General features: G+C 67.2%; 25 protein-coding genes. 12 read left to right on the top strand and 13 right to left on the bottom strand.

The genetic code is table 11. The features are described from left to right. Positions 1-13: 13 nt before the first annotated feature. From lptA to CGK74_RS01990, 12 genes are all read right to left on the bottom strand, one after another. A complete protein-coding gene (gene lptA, locus CGK74_RS02045) occupies positions 14-517 on the bottom strand; it encodes a lipopolysaccharide transport periplasmic protein LptA (RefSeq protein WP_420823163.1) in 504 nt (167 codons plus the stop codon). 53 nt (positions 518-570) lie between these two features. After that, positions 571-1,146, bottom strand: coding sequence for an LPS export ABC transporter periplasmic protein LptC (gene lptC / locus CGK74_RS02040; RefSeq protein WP_094266864.1), 576 nt, complete (start codon positions 1,144-1,146; stop codon positions 571-573). A gap of 3 nt (positions 1,147-1,149) precedes the next feature. Continuing rightward, on the bottom strand, positions 1,150-2,130 hold the full coding sequence (locus CGK74_RS02035; RefSeq protein ID WP_094266863.1) for a KpsF/GutQ family sugar-phosphate isomerase: 981 nt from the start codon (positions 2,128-2,130) through the stop codon (positions 1,150-1,152). Between the two features lie 209 nt (positions 2,131-2,339). Further along, positions 2,340-2,978, bottom strand: coding sequence for a prepilin-type N-terminal cleavage/methylation domain-containing protein (locus tag CGK74_RS02030; RefSeq protein ID WP_094266862.1), 639 nt, complete (start codon positions 2,976-2,978; stop codon positions 2,340-2,342). 36 nt (positions 2,979-3,014) lie between these two features. Beyond that, complete coding sequence (locus tag CGK74_RS02025) at positions 3,015-3,710, bottom strand: type II secretion system protein (protein ID WP_094266861.1); 696 nt, start codon at positions 3,708-3,710, stop codon at positions 3,015-3,017. After that, entirely contained in the window at positions 3,707-4,948 is a 1,242-nt protein-coding gene (locus tag CGK74_RS02020) for a hypothetical protein (RefSeq protein ID WP_094266860.1), read from the bottom strand. The genes CGK74_RS02025 and CGK74_RS02020 overlap by 4 nt, the downstream gene beginning before the upstream one ends. Continuing rightward, complete coding sequence (locus CGK74_RS18725) at positions 4,945-5,370, bottom strand: hypothetical protein (protein ID WP_133091758.1); 426 nt, start codon at positions 5,368-5,370, stop codon at positions 4,945-4,947. The genes CGK74_RS02020 and CGK74_RS18725 overlap by 4 nt, the downstream gene beginning before the upstream one ends. Further along, entirely contained in the window at positions 5,367-5,963 is a 597-nt protein-coding gene (locus CGK74_RS02010; protein WP_133091756.1) for a hypothetical protein, read from the bottom strand. Before CGK74_RS02010 ends, CGK74_RS18725 begins: the two co-directional genes overlap by 4 nt. Then, positions 5,960-7,339 carry a beta clamp domain-containing protein gene (locus CGK74_RS02005; protein WP_094266857.1) on the bottom strand — a complete coding sequence of 460 codons (1,380 nt, stop codon included), beginning with the start codon at positions 7,337-7,339 and terminating at the stop codon, positions 5,960-5,962. The genes CGK74_RS02010 and CGK74_RS02005 overlap by 4 nt, the downstream gene beginning before the upstream one ends. A gap of 3 nt (positions 7,340-7,342) precedes the next feature. Then, positions 7,343-8,542 carry a type II secretion system F family protein gene (locus CGK74_RS02000; protein WP_094266856.1) on the bottom strand — a complete coding sequence of 400 codons (1,200 nt, stop codon included), beginning with the start codon at positions 8,540-8,542 and terminating at the stop codon, positions 7,343-7,345. Beyond that, positions 8,539-10,251, bottom strand: coding sequence for a GspE/PulE family protein (locus CGK74_RS01995; RefSeq protein WP_094266855.1), 1,713 nt, complete (start codon positions 10,249-10,251; stop codon positions 8,539-8,541). Before CGK74_RS01995 ends, CGK74_RS02000 begins: the two co-directional genes overlap by 4 nt. After that, entirely contained in the window at positions 10,248-11,663 is a 1,416-nt protein-coding gene (locus CGK74_RS01990; protein WP_240498594.1) for a pilus (MSHA type) biogenesis protein MshL, read from the bottom strand. Before CGK74_RS01990 ends, CGK74_RS01995 begins: the two co-directional genes overlap by 4 nt. A gap of 464 nt (positions 11,664-12,127) precedes the next feature. On the opposite strand from CGK74_RS01990, the gene CGK74_RS01985 reads away from it, so the two are divergent. Genes CGK74_RS01985 through murA form a run of 10 tightly spaced genes read left to right on the top strand, consistent with a single transcriptional unit; the run spans position 12,128 to position 19,230 of the window. After that, entirely contained in the window at positions 12,128-12,946 is an 819-nt protein-coding gene (locus CGK74_RS01985; RefSeq protein WP_420823160.1) for an ABC transporter ATP-binding protein, read from the top strand. After that, positions 12,943-13,746, top strand: a complete 804-nt coding sequence (mlaE, locus tag CGK74_RS01980) for a lipid asymmetry maintenance ABC transporter permease subunit MlaE (RefSeq protein ID WP_094266852.1) — start codon at positions 12,943-12,945, stop codon at positions 13,744-13,746. Before CGK74_RS01985 ends, mlaE begins: the two co-directional genes overlap by 4 nt. Further along, complete coding sequence (gene mlaD / locus CGK74_RS01975; protein ID WP_206186182.1) at positions 13,746-14,213, top strand: outer membrane lipid asymmetry maintenance protein MlaD; 468 nt, start codon at positions 13,746-13,748, stop codon at positions 14,211-14,213. The genes mlaE and mlaD overlap by 1 nt, the downstream gene beginning before the upstream one ends. A gap of 32 nt (positions 14,214-14,245) precedes the next feature. After that, entirely contained in the window at positions 14,246-15,088 is an 843-nt protein-coding gene (locus CGK74_RS01970; protein WP_094266850.1) for an MlaA family lipoprotein, read from the top strand. A 1-nt stretch (position 15,089) separates the two neighbouring features. Beyond that, on the top strand, positions 15,090-15,722 hold the full coding sequence (locus tag CGK74_RS01965) for an MlaC/ttg2D family ABC transporter substrate-binding protein (RefSeq protein ID WP_094266849.1): 633 nt from the start codon (positions 15,090-15,092) through the stop codon (positions 15,720-15,722). After that, positions 15,719-16,006, top strand: coding sequence for an STAS domain-containing protein (locus tag CGK74_RS01960; protein ID WP_094266848.1), 288 nt, complete (start codon positions 15,719-15,721; stop codon positions 16,004-16,006). The genes CGK74_RS01965 and CGK74_RS01960 overlap by 4 nt, the downstream gene beginning before the upstream one ends. After that, complete coding sequence (locus CGK74_RS01955) at positions 16,003-16,899, top strand: ABC transporter ATP-binding protein (RefSeq protein WP_094266847.1); 897 nt, start codon at positions 16,003-16,005, stop codon at positions 16,897-16,899. The genes CGK74_RS01960 and CGK74_RS01955 overlap by 4 nt, the downstream gene beginning before the upstream one ends. Before the next feature lie 31 nt (positions 16,900-16,930). After that, on the top strand, positions 16,931-17,704 hold the full coding sequence (locus tag CGK74_RS01950) for an ABC transporter permease (protein WP_094266846.1): 774 nt from the start codon (positions 16,931-16,933) through the stop codon (positions 17,702-17,704). 10 nt (positions 17,705-17,714) lie between these two features. Further along, positions 17,715-17,972 carry a BolA family protein gene (locus CGK74_RS01945; RefSeq protein WP_094266845.1) on the top strand — a complete coding sequence of 86 codons (258 nt, stop codon included), beginning with the start codon at positions 17,715-17,717 and terminating at the stop codon, positions 17,970-17,972. A gap of 7 nt (positions 17,973-17,979) precedes the next feature. Next, positions 17,980-19,230 carry a UDP-N-acetylglucosamine 1-carboxyvinyltransferase gene (murA, locus tag CGK74_RS01940; protein ID WP_094266844.1) on the top strand — a complete coding sequence of 417 codons (1,251 nt, stop codon included), beginning with the start codon at positions 17,980-17,982 and terminating at the stop codon, positions 19,228-19,230. Positions 19,231-19,317: 87 nt separating this feature from the next. Here murA and rnk read toward each other — a convergent pair whose 3' ends face one another. Then, positions 19,318-19,725: a nucleoside diphosphate kinase regulator gene (rnk, locus tag CGK74_RS01935; RefSeq protein WP_094266843.1), complete on the bottom strand. Its 408-nt coding sequence runs from the start codon at positions 19,723-19,725 to the stop codon at positions 19,318-19,320. 150 nt (positions 19,726-19,875) lie between these two features. Between rnk and hisG the strand changes: the two genes are divergently transcribed. Next, complete coding sequence (hisG, locus tag CGK74_RS01930; RefSeq protein ID WP_094267408.1) at positions 19,876-20,520, top strand: ATP phosphoribosyltransferase; 645 nt, start codon at positions 19,876-19,878, stop codon at positions 20,518-20,520. Between the two features lie 10 nt (positions 20,521-20,530). Then, positions 20,531-21,838 (top strand): histidinol dehydrogenase, encoded by a 1,308-nt coding sequence (gene hisD, locus CGK74_RS01925; protein ID WP_094266842.1) that lies wholly within the window; start codon positions 20,531-20,533, stop codon positions 21,836-21,838. Positions 21,839-22,003 lie beyond the last annotated feature (165 nt).

The following is a 22,003-nucleotide window of genomic DNA, read 5'->3' as shown; positions in this document are numbered from 1 at the left end:
GCAGGAAAAACCGCTATTGCGCAGCGGTGGGCTTGTTGTCGTTCTTGGGCTGGATGACGGCGCGGACGCGGGTGTCACTGCCGGCGGCGGGCTTGCTGCCGCCCGGCGCATTGGTGGCGAGGTAGTTCTCGGTGATGGCGTCGTATTCGATGTAGGCGCCGCGTACCTCGTCGCCGCCGCTGGTGACGCGCGCACGGTTGAAGAGGCGGGCGCGCTCGTTGCGGCTGTCGTATTCGATGCGCTCGGCCTCGCCGTCGACGTATTCGTTCGTGCCCTCGCGCTTCTGGCGGAAGGTGGCGAGCTTGCCGCCGCTGGCGGTGGCGACGCCGTTCTGGAAGCCCGCGGCGTCCTGGGTGACGACCAGCTTGTCACCCTTGATGACAAGGCTGCCCTGGGTTAGAACCACGCTGCCTTCGAATACATGCACCTTGTTGCGGTCGTCGACGGTCATGTTGTCGGCTTCGATGTTGACCGGCTGGTCGCGATCGGCACGCTCAGCGAATGCATGCTGGCTCATGCCGAACAGGGTGGCGAGGGCGATGGCAAGCGGGGCGATGGAGATTCGGGCTTTCATGAAGCGGATCCTTGGCGGCGGGGCATGTTGACGCGCACCTGGCCGAGCAGTTCGAGGGTGCCGAAGAGATTGTCGGCGCGCATGCCGAGCGCGTCGGCACGCGTGTTGCCCCGGGTTAGGACCACGGGGGAGTCGGTGAGCGCGCGGTAGGAATCCGGCCACACCGTAAGGGTTTCGGAATCGAGGGCTAGCGCGGGCTCGTCGGTCGAGCCAGGGCGACGTACCTTGACGTCGCCGCGCATGTCGACCTGCTCGCCACCGGGCGAAATCTCGGCCTGCTCGGCCGTGATGCGCGTTTCCCGCCCCTGGTTGTCCATGCGCAGGCGCGGCTGCTCGAGCCGGGTGATGTCGCCCTGCGGGAAGTGCGTCATACGATCGGCGAACAGTTCGTAGCGCTGCGAGCCGTCCGCAGCGAAGCCGACCACGCGCGTGTGTTCGGCGATGAAGTCGGGGCCGGTCTGCTCCGCCCGGCTACCCACGGGGTCGTCGATCCGCGTGACGCGCTCGAGCCAGACGGACGCGCCGGCCAGCAGGGCGAGGACAAGGATGGGGTAGAGGCGATAGGTGTTCACGGTTCAGATCACCTTCGCCAGCATCAGGTCGTGGGTCGTCAGTGCGCCGAGCAGGCGACCATCCTTGCCGACCACCAGCAACTGGCTGATGCGCATGCGCTCCATCAGTTCTGCCGCCTCGACTGCCAGCGCATCCGGCCCGATCGAGCGCGGGTTGCGGGTCATCACGTCGGCCAGCCGGGCGCTGCGCACGTCGCAGCCCTTCTCAAGCGCACGGCGCAGGTCCCCGTCAGTGAAGATGCCGATCGGCTGCGTGGCCTCAGCGGTGACGGCGGTCATGCCCATGCCGCCGGCTGTCATCGCCAGCAAGGCGTCGGTCAGCGGCGCGTCGGGCGCGACGGCGGGTACGGTTTCGGCCGGGCGCATCACGTCGCGCACGTGGGTCAGCAGGCGGCGACCCAGTGCGCCGCCGGGGTGGGAGCGGGCAAAATCGTCGGCGCCGAAGCCGCGCGCATCCAGCAGCGCGACGGCGAGCGCATCGCCCAGCGCGAGCGTGGCCGTGGTGCTCGCGGTCGGTGCAAGGTTCAGCGGACAGGCTTCCTCGGCGACCGCGGCCTCGAGATGGACGTCGGCCTGTTGCGCCAGCGGTGACTCGGGGCGACCCGTGATCGAGATCAGCCTCGCACCCTGCCGTTTCACCAGCGGGACGATGGTGAGCACTTCCTCGCTGGTGCCCGAGTTTGACAGCGCGATCACCACGTCTTCCGGCGTGATCATGCCGAGGTCGCCGTGCGCCGCCTCGGCCGCGTGCACGAAATAGGCCGGCGTGCCGGTGCTTGCGAGCGTGGCTGCGAGCTTGCGGCCGATATGGCCGGACTTGCCGATGCCGGTCACGATGACGCGGCCGTGGCGCTGCAGGATGAGTGCGACCGCGCGCTCGAATTCCGGCCCGATGCGGTCGGCCAGGGCAGCGACCGCGGCCGCTTCGATGCGGAGCACGCGGCGTGCAAGGGCGAGGGTGGGACTGTCGGCGGTGGAGCTCATCGGGGCGGTCGAATCCGTGCGTTCAAGGGCTGCAACAGGCACCAGTGACGCGCACGAATGCGGATGGCGCTGTGCAGCAACGACTCGCGATTCTATACCAGTCGACCGCCGGGCCGCTGTCCGGGTAGTCGCCCGACTGCGGTGGGTGCCCGCCTCTCCGGCTCAGGCGCCGCGGCGCACCTGCGGCCGCGTGCCTGAGCAAGTCGCGCTTACAGGCTGGCACACACCGTGTAGCTTGCCGCGTCGTCAAGCGGGGCGTCGGCCGAGACGGCGGTGAGCGAACCGCCTGCGTCGCTGCCGGCACGCATCGAACCGGTCGACGGGTCGCCGTCGTCCAGCGCGATGTCGAGCTGGCGCGCCAGTTTGCCCGGGATGCTCGCCGAGCACGTCAGGATGCCGCCACTGATGCCGAGCAGGGTGCCGGCGCGCTGCACGCCCAGCCTGCCGCCGAGGGTGTTGCGCGGCAGGTAGCTTGCGCTGCCGGTATCGCTGCTGCCGCTGGCGAGGTTCGCCAGCCTGACATGCTGCCAGAAGCGGAAGGCGTCGCTGTCCGTGGTGTCGTTCCAGGCGCCGTCAATAATTCCGTTGCCATTGCCGAGCGCGGTGCATTCGGCGCCGCCCGGGCACAGGTGAAGCCGGGCGCGGGCGTCGTCCCCCGGCAGGGCACGAAAGCGGTCCTGGTAAGCGTGAACGAGGGCCGGGATGGTGCGGAAGTCCTGCGCCAGGTTCTTGACCTTGGCGCTGTCGATCAGCTCCTGCCCCTTGAGCACGCCGCCGAGCAGCAGGCCGACGATGAGCAGTACGACGGCAATCTCGACGAGGGTGAAACCTTGTTGGCGGGGTTGCATCGGTGTTGTCTCCTGGGTGGTGGGTGAAATCGGGGGTCAGAGCCGGCCGGCCTGTGCCAGGCGCGCGATCAACAATGGGCGGCCGATCCAGACCAGCAGGTCGTCGTGGTCGGGGGTGGTCTCGCCGGCCTGGTAGGTCGTGGAGTAGCTGGCGTTGAGGCCGTCGGCGCGGCGGTTGGGACCGGTCGAATAGACGATGGCGACCGCCTGCGAGTCGGTAACGGTGATGCGGCTGCCGTCGTGGCCGCGGATCTGCAGGTCGTCGGTGGGGGCGGTCGCGGCGCTGATGGCGGTGTTGGCGAAGGCGCGGTCGACCCGGTAGTGCCAGTGTCCGCCCCAGTCGTCGCTGCGGGTCCGGCGTGGCAGCCCCCAGGCGTCGGTGGGCTGGAGCCCTAGGGTCAGCCACGGCAGTCGTCCTTCGCGGGCGGTGTTGCAGGGTGGGCTGTCCTCGATGCCGTAGCCGGGCGCGCCCGGGTCGTCCTCGGTGCTGGGGCAGGGCAGGCGGCCGTGGATGATGGCGAAGCCGGTGAGTGCATGCTGGATGTCACGCAGGCGCTCGATGCTGAGCTGACGGTCGCGCGCGTCGATGCGTGCGCCCAGTGGCACCATGAGCCCGCCCGCCAGAAGCGACAGGATCACCAGCACGATCGCAAGCTCGGCGAGGGTGAATCCGCCTTGCGCTAAACCGCTGGTGTGGGGAGGGAGCGTTTGGGCCGGACCGGGCGTGTTCATGGGATGCATCGGACGACGTCCTGGGTAGCCGGTCGGCTGGGGTTGCCGGCGCGGAACAGAGGTGCGCCCGCGAACCACGGAATGCCCGCTGTGTAGTTGTGCGCGTTGTCGCCCTCAAGGTACTGCGCGGGATCGGCGCGCTCGGCGGTGGTTGTGCGCTGCTGGCGCTCGGGGCCTTCGCGGATGCGTTCGCCGCCGAGGAGCAGCGCCGCCCGGCAGAGTCGGGTGGCGCCGTCGTCCGTGTCATGGACGCTCACGCAAGGGGAGCCATCGATGCAGGCTGCAATGCGGAACTGGTCGCGCCAGTTGTCATGCACGGCTGCGTCCTCGCCGGCGAGGCCGAGCACGGCAGCGGATGGCAGCAGGCCCGTCGCGACCGGGGCGCCGGCTACGGGAGCGAGATGGGTGGCGATGAAATCCGCGTCGGCAAGCGCAGCGTCGAGCGCGGCGGCGGCATCAGAGCCGATCCGCGCGATCCGGTCCGCATGGTCGCTCCGACGACGCAGCGCGTCGTGGATGTCGTCGATGCCGATCCAGGCAAGCACATCATTGCTGGCGGTGTCGCCTGTCATGCCCTGGCGGAAGGTGGCCGGCACGACGAGGCTACTGCCGTTGCCGCCGTCGAGGAAGGCCGACAGATCATCGCTCGTCGACGCACTACCCGGGCACGGTCCGGCGCCGGTGTTGGTGCGGATCTGGCCTGCCAGGGCGGGGCCCGGCGCGATGATGACGGCGACCGCGAGTTCGTCGGGACCGGCTGCCGAGAGCCGCCGCCCGGTACTGTCGAGAAGTGCGAACTGGCCGGGGCTGTCCCAGTTCAGCACCGCTGGCTTCGGGTTGTTCTTGATGCTGCCGGCGACCGCGTACCACAGGCATTCGTGCCATCCGTCGCGCAGTTCCGGCAGCGCCAGTGTTCGCCACGGGAGGCGACCGAGGCTCGGTGCGTTGCGTGCGCCGCAGGCGCCGAGCGCGCTGGAGCCGCTGTTGCCCGCGTCGGGGCAGGGCAGGTAGCCGTAGCCTTCGCCAGGATGGCGCTCGGCGTAGCTGATCGCGTAGCCGATCAGTGCTTCGCGTGCCTGGGAGAGGACTTCGACGCTGCGTGCCTGGGCGCGTGCCTCGGCGAGCGTGCGTAGCTCGCCGTTCGCGAGCAGGCCCGCGGTCGATAGCAATGCGACCAGCAGCAGGACAGCGAGCAGGGCATGGCCGGAGACCGGGTGATTAGTTGGGGGACGTCTCATTGGTGCGAAGGGCCGTGGGAACGGACGTGGAGCCGCGGCAGACCGTCTCCGGCTGACGGAGCGGCCGGTGGCCAGCTGTCGCCGACGTGCAAGCGCAACCGGGGCGCAGGACGAGGGAAGAGCTCGAGTGCGGGATAGGGGGCAAGGCGAAAGAACGGCGCCGGGACGAGCGGCTCGGCATCGAGCCAGATCGTGGCTTGCCCGCCGCTGCTGCGAAGGAGCCCGTCGATGCGCCGGGACACTGGATCGACGCGCGAGCCGCCTTGATCGACGGCCGGCTCGGCGGGATGGTCGAGGGCGTGGCGTTCCGCCGGGGTATGGAACAGGCGGCCGAAGTCCGCGGCTGGCGCGTTCGTTCCCCAGAGTGCCAGTAACAGCGTGAGGGGCCATGCGGAAGCGGGATGTGGGCGGGTCTTGCTCATGGCGTCCTGGCGTTTGCAGGCAGGGCGACGCTCAGCCATAGAAGGCGGCAGTCAGCATTGATGCGAGCCGGGTACTGGCTGACCACGCGTTCCAGCCTGCAGCCGCGCGCGCGTACGTGGGGCGTAGATTCGATGGCCTCGAGCAGGCGCGGCAGGCGGCCCTCGTGGCGGAGGGAAAACCCGGCGATGATCTCGCTGCGGAGCAGAAGCGAGGCGGGGGCGCCAGCGAGCGGGCGCGGGGGCGAGAGCGAGGTCGATACGACGCGTGTGGGAGTATTTCCCGTGTCGTGGCGCTCGACGGTTTCCTGCAGCGCGCGTGACCAGTGCCGGGGGTCGGGCGTGCGCGCCAGCGCTTCGAGTGCTTGCCAGTGTGCAGTGGCGTGCCTGGCTGTCTCGGCGCGCGAGGATGCCGCTGCAAGTTCGGCATCGATCTGATTGACCGCGCGACGCACGCGGTCAAGGGCGGTTTCTGCCGCGTCGACGGCGGAGGTCGAGCCGATCAGCAAGCTGGCCGTCACGACGAGCCCGGCCACGGCAAGCCCTGGTGCAGCGAAGCGTGCAAGCCTGGACGGGCGTGATTCGATGGCTTTCATGGACGTTCGCTGCCAAGCCTGTCGAGCGCAGTACGCACTGAAATCACGGACCGCCCATCCGGACGGCTGGGTTCGACCGCGACCGGGCCCAGGTGCTCGAGCCGTCGGGCAATCGCTTCGATGTCCTGGCGCGTCGCTTGTGTGAGCGTCAGTGTGATGGCGACACCGGGCGCCTCCAGCTCCCAGGCGAGTGAATGCAGGCGGGCTGCAGGGCCCTCCTCGAGCGCGCGGGAGACGTGTTCGAAGAGAGCCTGGGTCGGGGCGCGCAGGCGCGTGGCCTGCTCGAACTGCTCGGCGCTTGACCGGATGAGATCGGGCGTGGCAGGCAGCGGGGGAATGGAGGCGTCAATGCTTGCGAGCAACTCGCGCTTGGCGCTCAGCGCGGCTTCCTGCGCGGCATGCTCCTGTGTCAATCGTGCTGCGTCTTGCCAGTTCAGCGCCGCCGCGGCCATCCCGGCCACACAGATGGAAGCCGAGACGCCGACAAACAGGCGCTGCGGTCGTGACATGCGGCCCGGCGAGGCGGGCGTTTGCCAGCCCAGCCGGGGCGATGCCTTGTTGAGCCAGTGGAGCAGAAGATGGCTGCAATCCAGGCCCTTGCCTTCCCCGGTGAAGATGCCGAACGATGCTGGGTCGAGCCAGTGCAGCTCGAGTCCATGTTCAGCCGCCGACGAGAGCGTGCAAGTGGATGGCAGTGCCGCTGCAGCAGCGAGGATGCCGACCACTGGCTGCACCGTTCCGCCGACGACCGTACTCGCGTAGCGCACGGTGCGTGCGATTTCGCTCAGCCAATCGGTGTTCTGCCCGGCCGTAGTTGCCGGGTAGTCTTCGACGAGACGGGACAGGCGGGCACGTCCTTCCTCCACCAGGGTCAAACGCATGCCGGCCTGGCTGAAGCTGACGAGCAGGCCGTCGGCAAGCCCGCTGCAAGCGGCCAGCAAGGCGCTTGCCGGGATGATGCATTCGATGCGGACATCTGCCGAGCGCAGGGCGTCGATCCAGGGTTCGATCCGTTCCGGCCGGGTCAGGCCGCTGAACAGTACGCGCTCGGTGGCCCCGCCGTGCTCGCGGGGTCTGTCCGGCAGCGCGTCGGCACGGGCCCAGAGTGGCTGCGGAAACCATTGCGCAAGCCTGCGCGCGATGAGGGCGCGGCGGTCCGCCCCGCGCACCCGGGGCAGGACTTCGGTCTCATACGCTTCTTCGCCGACGTCTATCAGGATGCGGATGCGTGCGCCGCGCGGGCGTGCTACCAACCAGCGGGCGAAGTCCGCAATCTGGGGCGGGGAGAGGCGCTCCACGCACCTGTGGTCATGTCCATTCGTTTGCCATATCTCGAGGCCGAGTGAATCGATGCGCAGGAACTGGCGGCGGCTCATGGGTCAGAGAGGAAGCCGGGTGATGAGGCCGTAGATCGGGCCCAGGATGGCGCTGGCGATCCACAGCAGCAGGGCGCCCAGCATGACGGTGAGCGCGGGGTCGATGGCCGCCTGCAGGCGGCCGATCGCGTTATCCACATCGCGCCGGCACAGCAGGGCGACGTTGTCGAGTGCGCGGTCGAGCGCGCCGGTCTGTTCGCCGACCCGGACCATGCGGGTGAGCAGTGCGGGAAAGCCGCTTGCCGTCTCGAAGGCTGCCGCAAGCGGACGGCCCCGTTCCACCTGCCGTGTCACGTCGCGCAAGGCGTTGCGTAGCGCGAGATTGCCGGTGGTGTCCTCGGCGATGTGCAAAGCATCGATAACGGGGACGCCAGCGGCATAGAGGCTGGCGAGGGTGCTTGCGAAGCGGGCTAGCCCGATGTCGCGCAGGATGCCACCGACGAACGGCAGCGAAAGCAGCAGGCGGTGGGCGCGCACGCGTGCCGGCTCGGAACGGGCGAGCTGCCATTGCAGGGTGGCGGCGAGGCCTCCGGTGCCCAGCAGCATCAGCCAGCCATGCTTGGTGACGAGGGCAGACAGGGCGAGCAGCACCCGTGTCTGCAGGGGCAATTGCTCGCCGCTGCTGCGGAAGAGCTTTTCCATCTCGGGCACGACATGCACGAGTGCCACGACGAGCGCGAGCAACAGCAGGGCGGCGACGATCGCCGGGTAGATCGCGATACGCCGGGCGTGCATGACGAGTGCCTCCTCCCGCTCCAGCGCTGCGCCGATCTCGCGGACGGCGTCGCTCAGTCGGCCTGCCTGCTCGCCCGCCTTCAATAGCGAAACGAGCGCCGGTGCGAAGACGCCGTCCGGGCGCGCGATCGCCTCCGACAAGGGGCGTCCTCGTTCGACGTCGGTGAGCAGCGTGCTGATGAGAACGCTGGTGCGCGCATGCGTCGTGGCATCCCGCATGGTCGTGAGTGCCTCGAAGGGCGGGACGCCTGCAGCGAGGAGTTGTTCGAAGTGAAAGCAGAAATTGATCAGCTCCCGGCGCGGCACCTTGGCGCGCGTCCGCCAGCGCAGGCGGATGGCCTCGCCATTGATCAACACCAGGCCCATCGCCTGCAGGCGCTGTTCGAGGTCGTGCAGGTCGATGGCGTCGAGTTCGCCCCGTACCCGACGGCCATCGCTTGCCATGGCGCGATAGCGATGGGGATTCATGCGCTTGCTCCACGCTCGTCCGCATGCGCGGCGAGGTCCACGACGCGGGTCAGCTCGGCGATCGATGTGCTGCCGTCGAGCACGCGCCGGATGCCGTCGTCGGCAAGGCTCACATGACCACGGGCGCGCAGCGCGGTCCGCACTCGGCCGAGACTGGCGCCCTCGTGGATGAGCTCGTCGAGCGCAGGATCGATCCTGACCAGTTCCATGATGGCCAGGCGTCCGCGGTAGCCGCGGAAATCGCAGGCGGGGCAGCCGACGGGATGGAAGATCCGGTGCAGGCTGGCCGGGTCCAGCCCCAGCAGCCTGCAGTCGTCCTGGCCTGCGGTAGTCTCGGTCCGGCAGTCTGGGCACAGCCTTCGCACCAGGCGCTGCGCGATGATGCCGCCGAGGCTGCCAGCCAGCATGTCCGTCCGCAGGCCGATGTCGACAAGCCGCTGCAGCGCGCCGGCGACCGAGTTGGCGTGCAGGGTCGAGAACACGCGATGTCCCGTGAGCGCGGCGCGCAGTGCCATGCGCGCGGTGTCCGTGTCGCGGATCTCGCCGATGAGCAGGATGTCGGGATCCTGGCGCAGCAGGGCGCGCACGCCATCGGCGAAATCCAGCCGCGAAGCCTCCCCGACCGAGGTCTGGCGCAATTGCGCCAGTGGGTATTCCACCGGGTCTTCGAGCGTCATGATGTTGACGGCCTCGGCGTTGAGGTGATTCAGGATCGAGTACAGCGTCGTGGTCTTGCCGCTGCCGGTCGGACCCACGACCAAGGTCAGGCCTTCGGGCCGGGCGAGGATGCGGTCGAGGATTGCGCGCTGCCCGTCGGTCAGCCCCAGGGCGTTGAGCGGCACGATGCCCTTCTCGCGGTCCAGCACGCGTAGCACGATGTTTTCGCCGTGCAGCGTGGGCTGCGTGGCGACGCGGAAGTCGATCGGGCGGCCGGCCAGCGTGATCGAGATGCGGCCGTCCTGCGGGCAGCGGGACTCGGCGATGTCGAGCCCGGCCATCACCTTGAGGCGGACGGCCAGCTCTGGCCAGAACGACTTGTGCAGTGCGCGCACCTGGCGCAGCGTGCCGTCGATGCGCTGGCGGATGCGCAGGAAACCGGCCTCGGGTTCGAAATGAAGGTCCGAGGCGCCGCGTGCGGCGGCGTCGGCGAGCATGGCGTCGACCAGGCGCACGATGGCCTGACCGTCGGAGGTGGCGTTGCGGCCCCACAGTTCGCTGCGGGCGTCGCGCTGCTCGATCTCGTGCACGATGTCGTCGATCGCCGCCGGCTGGCCGTAGTGGCGATCGATCGCGCGCGACAGCTCGGCGTCCGCTGCGAGGCGCAGTTCGACGCGGATCCCGGGCCCCAGTTCGGCGCGCAGTCGATCCTGGGCGACGATGTCGTCTGCGTTGGCGGCGGCGATGGTCAGCGTCTGTGACGCATGGTCATAGTGCAGGGGCAGCAGGCGATGCCGTTGCGCCAGTGCGCGAGGCACGCGTGCAAGGGCGTCTGGGTCGGCGAGGGTGTCGCCCAGATCGACACTGGGGTGCCCGTAGTGGGTCGCGAGCGCGTCGCGCAGCGCCGTGTCGCTGACGAAGCCGAGTTCGACCAGCAGTCGTCCGAGCGGGCGCTTGCGTTGCTGTTGCTCGTGCAGGGCGATGCGTAGCTGGTCGGCACCGATCAGGCGAGCGGCTGTGAGGATCTGGCCAATGGGGATGGGGGCATTCATGGCTGGCTGGGCAGTGTGGGGATCCCCGGGCGTAGCGGCATGGAGGGGAGGTTGCGCTGCCCCGGCGACGGCGCGGAGACGAGGAAGCCGGCGTCCGGCAAGTGGCCGGCATAAGGCGCGTAATCGGTGTCGGTGCTCGGGTCGTCGATCAGCAGCGGGCGCAGGAAGATCAGCAACTCGGTCCGGCGTGCGGTGTTGTCGCGCCGGGTGAAGAACTCGCCCAACAGCGGCACGTCGCCCAGCAGGGGGACGCGGCCGGTATCGTGGTCGATGCGGTCCTCCATGAGCCCGCCGAGCACGGCGATCTGGCCGCTGCGCAAGCGCAGCATGGATTCGATCTCGCGCGTGCGGATCTGCGGCACACGGTTGGGGATGTTGCGCAGCGAGGGATTGGGATCGTCCTTGAAGCCGGCGATACCGGAGATGGTCGGCCGGATGTTGAGCGTGATCTCGCCGCCGGCGCTGATCTGCGGCGTGACCGACATCACCATGCCCACCGAGACCGATTGCGGCGTCGTGGTCGCGGTGATCTTCTCGCGGTCGCTGTCGCCATACTCGGTCGTGGAGGCGTCCACCAGGAAGTACACGTATTCCTCGACGACCTTGAGCATCGCAGTCTGGTTGTTGAGCACCGAAAGTCGCGGGCTGGACAGTACCTTGACCGTGCCGAAGGTCTCGAGGAGTTCCACCTTGATGTCGAAGCTGCCGGACAGGTAGCTCAGGGTGGGCGAACCCGCTGCGGCGCCGTCGTTGCTGCCGCGCGGTGCGATGCGCCAGCCGGGCAGGCCAAGCCGCGTCCAGTCGATGCCCTGCCGGTAGCCGTCCGCGAGTGTGACCTCGACGATCGTCGCCTCGATCAGCACCTGGCGGCGCGCGGCCGCTTGAACCTCGCCGAGAAAGGCGCGCAATTGATCGTGCTGGCGTGCGGTGGCGCGCACCATGACGACGCCGCTGCCCGGGTTGAGCATGATGTCGGGGCAGATGCCTGTATCGGATCTGCACGGGGAGGCGCCGCTCGCCGGATCGGCCAGGATGGCGCGAATGTTCGACTGGAGCACCTCCCAGAAATCGTTTGTCGAACGCGTCTCGATCTGGGTCACGGAGGCGTTGCCGGCGCCGTTCGGGCCGTTGCCCGAGCTGCCGGCCCCGGTGGCGATCTGCGTGCTGGTGGCGACGGTGCCCCGCATGCTCCGGCTCAGGTTTACGTAATCGAGGGCATAACTGCGCAGGAAGGGGGTGTCCGGTCGCACACTCAGATGGTCACCCTCAATCTCGTAGCGGATCGGCGCCAGTTGGGCAATGCGGGTCAGCAGGCGATCAAGCGGCTGGTCGATGGCATTGAGTGTGACGCGACCCTCGAGTCCGGGATGCAGGTCGAGATTCAGGCGCGCATCCCGGCCGATGGCCAGCAATAGTTGGGTGACCGGGAGGTCGTGAACCGCGACCGAGTAGGTTTCATCGCGTCGGAGCGGACGTGCCCGGATTGGTGCCGCAGGCGGGGCACTCGCCGGTGGCGGCGGATCGGCTGAGGGTGCGGCCGCGGTCTGGGGAGCGGTGTGTGGCGACGGCGAATGTCCTGTCGTCAGGTGCCCTTCCGGCGACGGTGCCGGCGGCAGCGTTGTGCAGGCGCCAATCAGCCCGGCGCAGAGGGCGGGCAGGACGAGGCAGGCGGCGTGCTGAAGGGTAGGCATGCAACAATGCTAAATGCATTTATCGAGAAATGAAATATGCATTTAGGATCTAGCCCCAATAGTTTCGCCCGATGAGGTATGAGTGCGTTCGTGCAATAGTTGGCTGTTGCGTCGCAGCATCATGCCCGGGGCGATGTTTCTCCTCTGCTAGAATGCGCGGTTCGATACCAGATGCAGAGCCCCTTGTGATTCCTGCCGAGCGCGGCGCCCCCCTCGTTTCCCTTCGCGATGTCCGCTTCGCCTACGGCGAGCGGTCGGTGCTGCGCGGCATCGACCTGCGCGTGCATCGCGGCCAGGTCGTGGCGATCATGGGTGGCAGCGGTTGTGGCAAGACCACGCTGCTACGCCTGATCGGCGGTCAGCTCAAGGCGAGTTCGGGGGTGGTCGAGGTCGACGGTCGCGACGTCGGCAAGATGGGCCGCTCCGACCTCTATGCGATGCGACGTCGGATGGGCATGCTGTTCCAGTTCGGGGCGCTGTTCACCGACATCAGTGTGTTCGACAACGTGGCTTTCCCCTTGCGCGAGCACACCGACCTGCCGCCGTCCATGATCAGCGACCTGGTGCTGATGAAGCTGCAGGCCGTCGGTTTGCGCGGGGCGGCTTCGCTGCGCCCGGGAGAGCTTTCCGGCGGCATGGCGCGTCGCGTCGCGCTGGCGCGGGCGGTGGCGCTGGACCCGATGCTGATCCTGTACGACGAGCCCTTTGCCGGGCTGGACCCGATCTCGCTCGGCATCATCGGCCAGCTGATCCGGCGCCTGAACGATGCGCTGGGTGCCAGTTCGGTGATGGTCACGCACGATGTGCATGAGTCGCTCGAGATCGTGGACTACATCTATTTCGTTTCCGACGGGCGGATCGTCGCACAGGGTACGCCGGACGAGATCCGCGCCTCGACCGATCCCTTCGTGCATCAGTTCGTCAATGCGGAGGCCGACGGACCCGTGCCCTTCCATTATCCGGCGGCGCCGATCGACAGCCTGCTGCAGGGGGGGCGATCATGAACGCGTTCTTCGGCAGTATCGTCGGCGGGCTGCGCCACATCGGCAAGCTCACCATCGACGGCATCTGGCGCCTCGGCTTCATCACCCGCTTCCTGTTCGCGCTGCTGATGGCTTCGGGCCAGTCGGTGCGCCGCATTCACCTGACGTTCCGGGAGCTCTATTTCAGCGGCGTGCTGTCGCTGCTGATCATCACGGTCTCCGGTCTGTTCGTCGGACTGGTGCTGGGCCTGCAGGGCTACGATATCCTGCAGCGCTACGGTTCGGCCGATGCTGTCGGGGTGATGGTGGCCTTGTCCCTTCTGCGCGAGCTCGGTCCGGTGATTGCCGCCCTGTTGTTTGCCAGCCGCGCGGGTTCGGCCATTACCGCGGAGATCGGCCTGATGAAGACGACCGAACAATTGAAGGCCATGGACATGATGGCGGTGAACCCGATCGCGCGCGTGGTCGCGCCGCGCTTCTGGGGCGGCGTGCTGTCGATGCCGCTGCTGGCTGCGCTGTTCTCCGCGATGGGTGTGTTCGGCGGCTGGTTCATCACGGTTGCGGTGATCGGCGTCGATGATGGCGCCTTCTGGTCGCAGATGCAGGCCGCGGTCGAGTTCCGCTACGACGTGGTCAACGGCGTGATCAAATCCTTCGTCTTCGGCGCGGTGGTGTCGCTGATCGCCGTGTTCGAGGGCTACGACTGCGAGCCCACCGCGGAGGGCGTCTCGCGCGCCATTACGCGCACCGTCGTCACGTCGGCGCTGGCCATCCTGGCGCTCGATTTCGTGCTCACCTCTTTCATGTTCCGGGGTCAATGATGAGTCGTACCGCGCTCGACCTGTGGGTCGGCATTTTCGTTGCCATCGGCTTTGCCGCGCTGGTGTTCCTGGCGATGAAGGTCGGCAATTTCTCGGGCCTCGATGGCCGGGAGACCTATCGCATCGAGGCTCCGTTCGACAACATCGGCGGGCTGAAGGTCAGGGCGCCGGTCAAGAGCGCCGGCGTGCTGGTCGGTCGTGTGCAGTCGATCCGTTTCGACACCGAGACCTATCGCGCGGTCGTGCAGATGGAGATCGACAAGCGCTTCGAATTCCCGGCCGATACCTCGGCATCGATCCTGACCTCGGGGCTGCTCGGCGAGCAGTACATCGGGCTCGAGGCCGGTGCCGACATCGAGCCGCTTAGGGAGGGCGACCGGGTGCTGATCACGCAGTCGGCCGTCGTCCTCGAGAAGCTGATCGGCCAGTTCCTGTTTGACAAGGCGGCCGAGCCGGCCGCCCAGTAAGTCCCCCAGACCCGCCGCTGGAGAAAACAACAATGAGTGCAGTGTCAAATCGTTCGCGCAAGCCGCTTGCCGTGGCCGCCCTGTCGCTAAGCCTGTTGTCCGGCTGTGCCACCACCGCCAATCCGGATGACCCGCTCGAGGGGTACAACCGGGCCATGTTCAGCTTCAACGAGCAGGTCGACAAGGCGGTCGTGAAGCCTGCGGCGCAGGCCTACGAGTTCGTGTTGCCGCAGTTCGTGCGCACCGGCGTGGGCAACTTCATCGGCAACCTCGAGGATCCGTGGATCGGCCTCAACAACCTGTTGCAGGGCAAGGGTGCGGACGGCATGTCCGACCTGATGCGCTTCTTCGTCAACTCCACCTTTGGCCTGCTGGGTGTGCTTGATGTCGCGACCGAGATGGGTTTGCCCAAGCACGACGAAGACCTTGGTCAGACGCTGGGGCGCTGGGGCGTAGGCGAAGGCGCCTACATCGTGTTGCCCTTCTTCGGGCCGCGCACGGTGCGTGACGCCGTCGCCTTGCCAGCCGACCGGGCGGGCCAGAGCCCGGTCAACATCGATCATGTGCCGACGCGCAACAGTTACACCGCGCTGCGCATCACGCATGTCCGCTCGACCTTCCTCGGCACGGAGAAGACCGTGGACGAGGCCACCATCGACAAGTACGCCTACACCCGCGACTTCTACCTTGAACAACGTCGTTACAAGGTTTCCGATGGCAACGTGACGCGCGAGTACGAGAATTTCGATGCGCGCAGGGCGCCCGCGCTGGGTGAGGAGCTTGACGTGGCTGCGGCGGCGGCCGTGGAACGCCTGGAATTGAACAGCATCGGTGGCGACAAACTTGCTGATGCAAGTATTCGAACGGGTAATTGACATGACTTTCAAGAAGCTGATTGCACTGGGCTTTTTCATGCTTGCCGGCTTGCTGCCCGCAGCGCATGCGTCGGCGCAGCAGGCGCCCGATGCGCTGGTGCGTGACGTGACCAACGAGGTGCTCGAGATCGTGCGCGCCGACAAGGCGATCCAGGCGGGCGACGTGCATCGCGTCATCGAACTGGTCGACGCCAAGGTGCTGCCGCACTTCGACTTTCGCCGCATGACCATGCTGGCCGTGGGGCGTGACTGGCGCGAGGCTTCGCCCGAGCAGCAGGCCCGCCTGACCGAGGCCTTCCGTACGCTGCTCGTGCGCACTTACTCCAACGCGCTGACCCAATATCGCGACCAGACCATCGATTTCAGGCCTACTCGGTTCGCGGCCGCTGACACGCGGGTGCAGGTCCGTACCGAGGTGCGCCAAAGCGGCGCCCAGCCGATCGGCATCGACTACATGCTGGAGAAGTCGGATGCCGGCTGGAAGGTGTTCGACGTCATCGTTGCGGGCGTCAGCCTGGTCACGAACTACCGCAGCAGCTTCACGCAGGAGATCCGCAGCGGCGGCGTAGACGGCCTGATCAAATCGCTGGAGGCCAAGAATCGCTCGCTCGAGGCGGAGCAGCGACGCTCATGAGTGACGCGCAGGCGGTGTTCGCGCCGCAGGGCCCGCTCACCATGCTGAGCGCCGCCGCCTTGCTGGCGGAGGGACGGCGACTGGCCGCAGAGGCGCCGTTGACGGTCGATCTTGGTGCGGTGACGGCAGCCGACTCGGCTGCGCTCGCGCTGATCCTTGACTGGCTGCGCGCGGCGCGGACGTCCGGCCAGCGCATCGTGCTGCGCAACCTGCCCGCGGGACTCGTCAGTCTCGCTGCGCTCTACGACATCGACACGCTCCTGCCGCTGGAGCCGAAGGCATGACGATGCCTGCGATTCGCGTCAGCGCCGTCACCAAGCAGTACGGTTCGCTGAAGGCGCTGGGCGGCGTCGATCTCGAGATCGCGCAGGGCGAGTTCTTCGGCCTGCTCGGTCCGAATGGCGCGGGCAAGACCACGCTTATCTCGGCGCTGGCGGGGCTGGTGCGGCCGGATAGCGGCTCGCTCGAGATCATGGGGCACGACGTGGCGGCCGATTACCGCAGTGCTCGCCGTAATCTCGGCGTGGTGCCGCAGGAACTGGTGTTCGATCCCTTCTTCTCGGTGCGCGAACTGTTGCGCATCCAGTCGGGCTACTTCGGCATTCGCGGCAATGACGATTGGATCGACGAGATCCTTGCCAGCCTCGATCTGACGCACAAGGCCAGCGCCAACATGCGCACCCTGTCGGGCGGCATGAAGCGCCGCGTGCTGGTCGCGCAGGCGCTGGTGCACCGTCCGCCGGTCATCGTGCTGGACGAGCCCACCGCCGGTGTCGACGTCGAGTTGAGGCAGGGGCTGTGGCAGTTCGTACGCAAGCTCAATCGCGACGGTCACACCATCGTGCTGACGACGCATTACCTCGAGGAAGCCGAAACTTTGTGCGGCCGCATCGCCATGCTCAAGGCCGGCAAGGTGGTCGCCCTGGATACCACCGGCAACCTGCTGCGCCGCTTCGCCACCCACAGCCTGCGCGTGCGTGTGGAGACGCTCGAGGCGGCCCTCGCGCTCGGCGGTCTGGCGTCCGATGACGGCTGGGTCGAGTTCGGCTTCGACAGTTACGACGACGTCGAGCGCCTGCTCGCGCGCCTGCGCGAATCCGGTGCCGGATTGCGCGAGATGCAGCTGGGAGAGCCCGACCTGGAGAGGGTGTTCGTGGAGGTCATGCATCGTGCCTGAGACGCGCAAGCCCTCACCCCGCATCGAGCCGATGCCTGTCGATTCGCCGCTGACGGGTTTCAGCACCCTGCTGTACAAGGAGGTGCTGCGCTTCTGGAAGGTGAGTTTTCAGACCGTGGCGGCACCGGTGCTCAATGCCCTGCTGTTCCTGCTGATCTTCTCGCATGTGCTCGACCGCCACGTCACCGTGTACGGCGACGTGGCCTACACCAGCTTCCTCGTGCCGGGCCTGGTGATGATGTCGGTGCTGCAGAACGCCTTCGCCAACAGTTCGTCCTCGCTGATCCAGAGCAAGATCACTGGCAACATCATCTTTGTGCTGCTGCCGCCGCTGTCCTATCGTGAGTTTTATGCGGCCTACGTGATTGCCTCGACCCTGCGCGGGCTCTTCGTCGGTGCCGGCGTGTTGCTGGTGGCCATGCCCTTCGTTGACCTGAGCATCGCCAACCCGTTGTGGGTGCTGACGTTCGCGGTGATGGGCGGGATCATCCTGGGGTCGTTCGGCGTCATCGCCGGCATCTGGGCGGACAAGTTCGACCAACTCGCTGCGTTCCAGAACTTCCTGATCATGCCGCTGACGATGCTGTCCGGCGTGTTCTACTCCATTCACTCCCTGCCGCCCGTGTGGCAGGACGTCTCGCATTTCAACCCGTTCTTCTTCATGATCGACGGGTTCCGCTACGGTTTCTTTGGTCAATCCGACACTTCGCCCTGGCTGTCGCTCGGGGTCGTGTCGCTGTGTTTCGTGTCGCTTGCGGCGCTGACCCTCGCCATGCTCGCGCGGGGCTACAAGCTGAGGGCGTAAAGGATGAATCATGTTTGAAGCAAGTGAGATCAAGCGTCTGATCGAGCAGGGGCTGCCCTGCGAATTCGTTGCCATCGAAGGTGACGACGGGGTGCATTTCACTGGCGTCGTCGTCAGTGCCACCTTCGAGGGCAAGCCCCGCGTGCGCCAGCATCAGGCGGTGTATGCCACGCTCGGTAGCCTGATGGGCAACGAGATCCACGCGCTGCAGTTGCAGACCTTCACGCCCGCGCAGTGGGAAGAGGGTCGCGGCGACCTGGGGATGTGAGCGCTTCATGGACAAGCTGCTGATCGAGGGCGGCGCCCGTCTGTCGGGCGAGATCGCCATTTCCGGCGCCAAGAATGCCGCGCTGCCCATCCTGTGTACCGCGCTGCTGACGGCCGAGCCGGTGACCTACACCAATGTGCCCCAGCTCAAGGACATCGGCACGCTGCTGGCGCTGCTCGGGCAGATGGGGGTCAAGGTCGAGCGTGCTGGCGATACCGTCACCCTTGACGCCTCTGGTCTGAACAACCCGGTGGCACCGTACGAGATGGTCAAGACCATGCGTGCGTCCATCCTCGTGCTCGGCCCGCTCGTGGCCCGCTGTGGCGAGGCCAGGGTATCGCTGCCCGGCGGTTGCGCGATCGGTGCACGACCGGTTGACCAGCACATCAAGGGTCTGCAGGCGATGGGTGCCGACGTACGAGTCGAGCATGGCTACGTGCATGCCACGGTGCCGCGGCTGAAGGGAGCGCGCCTGTTCACCGACATGGTGACGGTGACGGGTACCGAGAACCTGATGATGGCTGCGGTGCTGGCTGATGGCGAAACGGTCATCGAAAACGCGGCGCGCGAGCCCGAGGTGGTCGATCTGGCGAACTGCCTGGTGTCGATGGGGGCACAGATTTCGGGCGCTGGGACCGACGTGATCCGCATCCGCGGCGTTGAGCGCCTGCATGGCGCCACGCACCGCATCATGCCTGACCGCATCGAGACCGGCACCTACCTGTGCGCAGCCGCGGCCACCGGTGGTTCGGTGCGCCTGACCGGCACAAGTTCGAGCTATCTCGACGCGGTGGTCGACAAGTTGATGGATGCGGGTTGCGAGGTGGTGTCCGAGCGCGACGCGATCCGCATCATGGCGCCGGCGCGGCTCAATGCCGTCAGTCTTCGAACCGCGCCCTATCCGGCCTTTCCGACCGACATGCAGGCGCAGTTCATGGCGATCAACTGCGTGGCCAACGGCGTGGCGATGATCCGCGAAACCATCTTCGAGAACCGCTTCATGCATGCGGTCGAGCTGCAGCGCCTCGGTGCCGACATCCGCATTGACGGCAACACCGCGGTGGTGCAGGGTGTGGCGAAGCTCGAAGGTGCCACCGTGATGGCGACTGACCTGCGTGCTTCGGCCAGTCTCGTCGTCGCCGGCCTGGTGGCCGAGGGCGAGACCACGATCGAGCGCATCTACCATCTTGACCGCGGCTACGAGCGGCTGGAAGAAAAGCTCGCGGCACTGGGGGCGAAAGTCAGGCGGCTGGCCTGACCGTCTGAGTGCGGTCCAGAAACGCGACGGGGGCGTCCGGCCAAGCCGGACGCCCCCGTCGTCATTACGGTCATCCGTGTTCGCGGATCAGAGGTCGAACTGACCGTTGGCCTCGGGTTGCCAGGTGACTTCCAGCACCTTCAGGCGGATCTCGTTGCCATCCGGACCCTTCCAGTCGATCGACTGCCCGGCCGACAGGCCCAGCAGTGCGCTGCCCGCGGGCGAAAAGATCGAGACGCGACGCGCCTCGGCGTTGGCGTCCTTCGGATAGGCCAGGGTCAGCTCGTATTCGCGCCCGGTGTTCTCCTCGAGAAAACGGGCGCGGCTATTCATCGTGATGACGTCGGCTGGCATCTCCTCGGGCTCGCGCACGTCGGCGCGCTCGAGTTCCTCGCGCAGGCCGTTGAGGTCGCTGCGGCTGCGGAAGGCGGGGAGGGTGAGCAGACCCTCGAGGCGCTCGAGGTCGCTGCTGGAGACGATGATCGACGGTTTCATGTTGCGGATTCCTGCACAGGGCGCGCGCCAGCGATGCGGCACGACAAAAGAAAAGGCCGAACCGCCTTGTGCGGTTCAGCCAGTTGGCACGAAGGTTAACAGAAGCGGCCTCGGGTTACAATGTCAGCCCTTTCGATCAAGGCTTTTCACGTGTCCAGCATCACGCTCGCCCTGTCCAAGGGCCGCATCTTCGAAGAGACGCTGCCGCTGCTTGCCGCTGCCGGTATCGTGCCGACCGACAACCCCGAGTCCTCGCGCAAGCTCATCATCGGCACCAATCGGCCCGACGTGCGCCTCGTCATCGTGCGCGCGACCGACACGCCGACCTACGTGCAGTATGGCGCGGCCGATCTCGGTATCGCCGGCAAGGACGTTCTGATCGAACACGGCGGCGCGGGGCTGTATCAGCCGCTGGACCTCAACATCGCCAAGTGCCGCCTGTGCGTCGCGGTGCAAAGGGGTTTCGACTATGTGGCGGCGACGCGTCCAGGCGGTCGCATCCGCGTTGCGACCAAGTACATCAATGCGGCCAAGGCGCACTTTGCCGGCAAGGGCATGCATGTCGACCTCATCAAGCTCTACGGCTCGATGGAACTCGCGCCCCTGGTCGGGTTGGCCGACGCCATCGTTGACCTGGTGTCCACCGGCGGCACGCTGCGGGCCAACAATCTGGAAGAGGTCGAGGACATCATGCCGATCAGCTCGCGCCTGATCGTCAACCAGGCCTCGCTCAAGCTCAAGCGCGAATTGCTGCAGCCGGTGCTCGACGCCTTCGCCGGTGCGATCAAACCGTAAGGACCGTTTCATGAGCCAGACGCCCATCCGCCGCCTCGATGCGCGCGAACCCGAATTTTTTTCCACGCTGGATGCGCTGCTTGCCTTCGAATCCGAAGCCGACGAGCGCATCGACACCGCGGTGACCGAGATCCTGCGCGCGGTGCGCGCCACCGGCGACGCGGCTGTGGTCGAGTTCACCCGTCGCTTCGACGGTCTGGACGTGCATTCGATGGGGGCGCTGGAGTTGCCCAAGGCCGAGCTTTACGCCGCACTCGACAGCCTCTCGTCGGAGCAGCGCGAGGCGCTGACGATCGCGGCCGACCGCGTGCGCGTCTATCACGAGCGCCAGAAGGGCGAGTCCTGGGAATTCACCGAGGCCGATGGCACGCGTCTGGGCCAGAAGGTCACGCCGCTTGACCGCGTCGGCCTCTACGTTCCGGGCGGGCGCGCGTCCTATCCCAGCTCCGTGCTGATGAACGCCATTCCGGCCAAGGTGGCCGGTGTTGGCGAGCTGATCATGGTCGTGCCCACGCCGCGCGGCGAGAAGAACCCGCTGGTGCTGGCTGCCGCCGCGATCACTGGCGTCGACCGCGTGTTCACCATTGGTGGCGCGCAGGCGGTGGCGGCGCTTGCCTATGGCACGCAGACCATCCCGCAGGTGGACAAGATCGTCGGCCCGGGCAACGCTTATGTGGCCGAGGCCAAGCGCCGCGTGTTCGGCACCGTCGGCATCGACATGGTCGCCGGCCCGTCGGAAGTGCTGATCATCTCCGACGGCTCCGGCCACGCCGACTGGGTCGCGATGGACCTCTTCGCCCAGGCCGAACACGACGAACTGGCGCAATCGATCCTGCTCTGTACCGACGCCGGCTTCATCGACGCCGTGCACGCGGCGATCGACCGCCTGCTGCCCACCATGCCGCGCCGCGAGACAATCGCCAAATCGCTCGCCAACCGCGGCGCCCTGATCCATGTTGACAGCCTCGAACAGGCTTGTGCGCTAGCGAATCGCATCGCCCCCGAGCACCTCGAACTGTCGCTGGACGACGCCGAAGCCTGGATCGACCACATCCGCCACGCCGGCGCGATCTTCGTCGGCCACTGGGCGGTGGAGGCGCTGGGAGACTACTGTGCCGGCCCCAATCACGTGCTGCCGACCATGCGCAGCGCGCGCTTCTCGTCGCCGCTGGGCACCTACGACTTCCAGAAGCGCACCAGCATCGTGAATATCTCGCAGGCCGGCGCCCAGCATCTCGGCAAGGTCGCTTCGATCCTCGCTCACGGCGAGGGCTTGCAGGCACATGCACGTTCCGCCGAGATGCGGCTGAAGGTGTGAAGACAGCGGGCTCGAAGCCCATGTGGTGGTGAGCCGGACGTGACTGGGGTATCCATGGCGCCGGCGAGGACTGTCTGAGCCGAGCGCAGCGAAGGCGAGTTCCGCAGCCGGCAGAGTGGATACTCCAGTCACGTCCGGCGGACTGGAGCCAAGCCGCCTGACGCG

This window comes from Thauera propionica, from assembly GCF_002245655.1.
GTDB classification, from domain to species: domain Bacteria; phylum Pseudomonadota; class Gammaproteobacteria; order Burkholderiales; family Rhodocyclaceae; genus Thauera; species Thauera propionica.
The sequence above is the reverse complement of the archived record's forward strand: the minus strand, read 5'-3'. Positions and strand labels throughout refer to the sequence as shown.

What these genes read in the sequence shown, in the direction of transcription:
- lptA (WP_420823163.1), bottom strand. Translation starts at nt 517, where the DNA reads ATGAGCCAGCATGCATTCGCTGAGCGTGCCGATCGCGACCAGCCGGTC.
- CGK74_RS02035 (WP_094266863.1), bottom strand. Translation starts at nt 2,130, where the DNA reads ATGAGCTCCACCGCCGACAGTCCCACCCTCGCCCTTGCACGCCGCGTG.
- CGK74_RS02030 (WP_094266862.1), bottom strand. Translation starts at nt 2,978, where the DNA reads ATGCAACCCCGCCAACAAGGTTTCACCCTCGTCGAGATTGCCGTCGTA.
- CGK74_RS02025 (WP_094266861.1), bottom strand. Translation starts at nt 3,710, where the DNA reads ATGAACACGCCCGGTCCGGCCCAAACGCTCCCTCCCCACACCAGCGGT.
- CGK74_RS02020 (WP_094266860.1), bottom strand. Translation starts at nt 4,948, where the DNA reads ATGAGACGTCCCCCAACTAATCACCCGGTCTCCGGCCATGCCCTGCTC.
- CGK74_RS18725 (WP_133091758.1), bottom strand. Translation starts at nt 5,370, where the DNA reads ATGAGCAAGACCCGCCCACATCCCGCTTCCGCATGGCCCCTCACGCTG.
- CGK74_RS02010 (WP_133091756.1), bottom strand. Translation starts at nt 5,963, where the DNA reads ATGAAAGCCATCGAATCACGCCCGTCCAGGCTTGCACGCTTCGCTGCA.
- CGK74_RS02005 (WP_094266857.1), bottom strand. Translation starts at nt 7,339, where the DNA reads ATGAGCCGCCGCCAGTTCCTGCGCATCGATTCACTCGGCCTCGAGATA.
- CGK74_RS02000 (WP_094266856.1), bottom strand. Translation starts at nt 8,542, where the DNA reads ATGAATCCCCATCGCTATCGCGCCATGGCAAGCGATGGCCGTCGGGTA.
- CGK74_RS01995 (WP_094266855.1), bottom strand. Translation starts at nt 10,251, where the DNA reads ATGAATGCCCCCATCCCCATTGGCCAGATCCTCACAGCCGCTCGCCTG.
- mlaE (WP_094266852.1), top strand. Translation starts at nt 12,943, where the DNA reads ATGAACGCGTTCTTCGGCAGTATCGTCGGCGGGCTGCGCCACATCGGC.
- mlaD (WP_206186182.1), top strand. Translation starts at nt 13,746, where the DNA reads ATGAGTCGTACCGCGCTCGACCTGTGGGTCGGCATTTTCGTTGCCATC.
- CGK74_RS01970 (WP_094266850.1), top strand. Translation starts at nt 14,246, where the DNA reads ATGAGTGCAGTGTCAAATCGTTCGCGCAAGCCGCTTGCCGTGGCCGCC.
- CGK74_RS01965 (WP_094266849.1), top strand. Translation starts at nt 15,090, where the DNA reads ATGACTTTCAAGAAGCTGATTGCACTGGGCTTTTTCATGCTTGCCGGC.
- CGK74_RS01960 (WP_094266848.1), top strand. Translation starts at nt 15,719, where the DNA reads ATGAGTGACGCGCAGGCGGTGTTCGCGCCGCAGGGCCCGCTCACCATG.
- CGK74_RS01955 (WP_094266847.1), top strand. Translation starts at nt 16,003, where the DNA reads ATGACGATGCCTGCGATTCGCGTCAGCGCCGTCACCAAGCAGTACGGT.
- CGK74_RS01950 (WP_094266846.1), top strand. Translation starts at nt 16,931, where the DNA reads ATGCCTGTCGATTCGCCGCTGACGGGTTTCAGCACCCTGCTGTACAAG.
- CGK74_RS01945 (WP_094266845.1), top strand. Translation starts at nt 17,715, where the DNA reads ATGTTTGAAGCAAGTGAGATCAAGCGTCTGATCGAGCAGGGGCTGCCC.
- murA (WP_094266844.1), top strand. Translation starts at nt 17,980, where the DNA reads ATGGACAAGCTGCTGATCGAGGGCGGCGCCCGTCTGTCGGGCGAGATC.
- rnk (WP_094266843.1), bottom strand. Translation starts at nt 19,725, where the DNA reads ATGAAACCGTCGATCATCGTCTCCAGCAGCGACCTCGAGCGCCTCGAG.
- hisD (WP_094266842.1), top strand. Translation starts at nt 20,531, where the DNA reads ATGAGCCAGACGCCCATCCGCCGCCTCGATGCGCGCGAACCCGAATTT.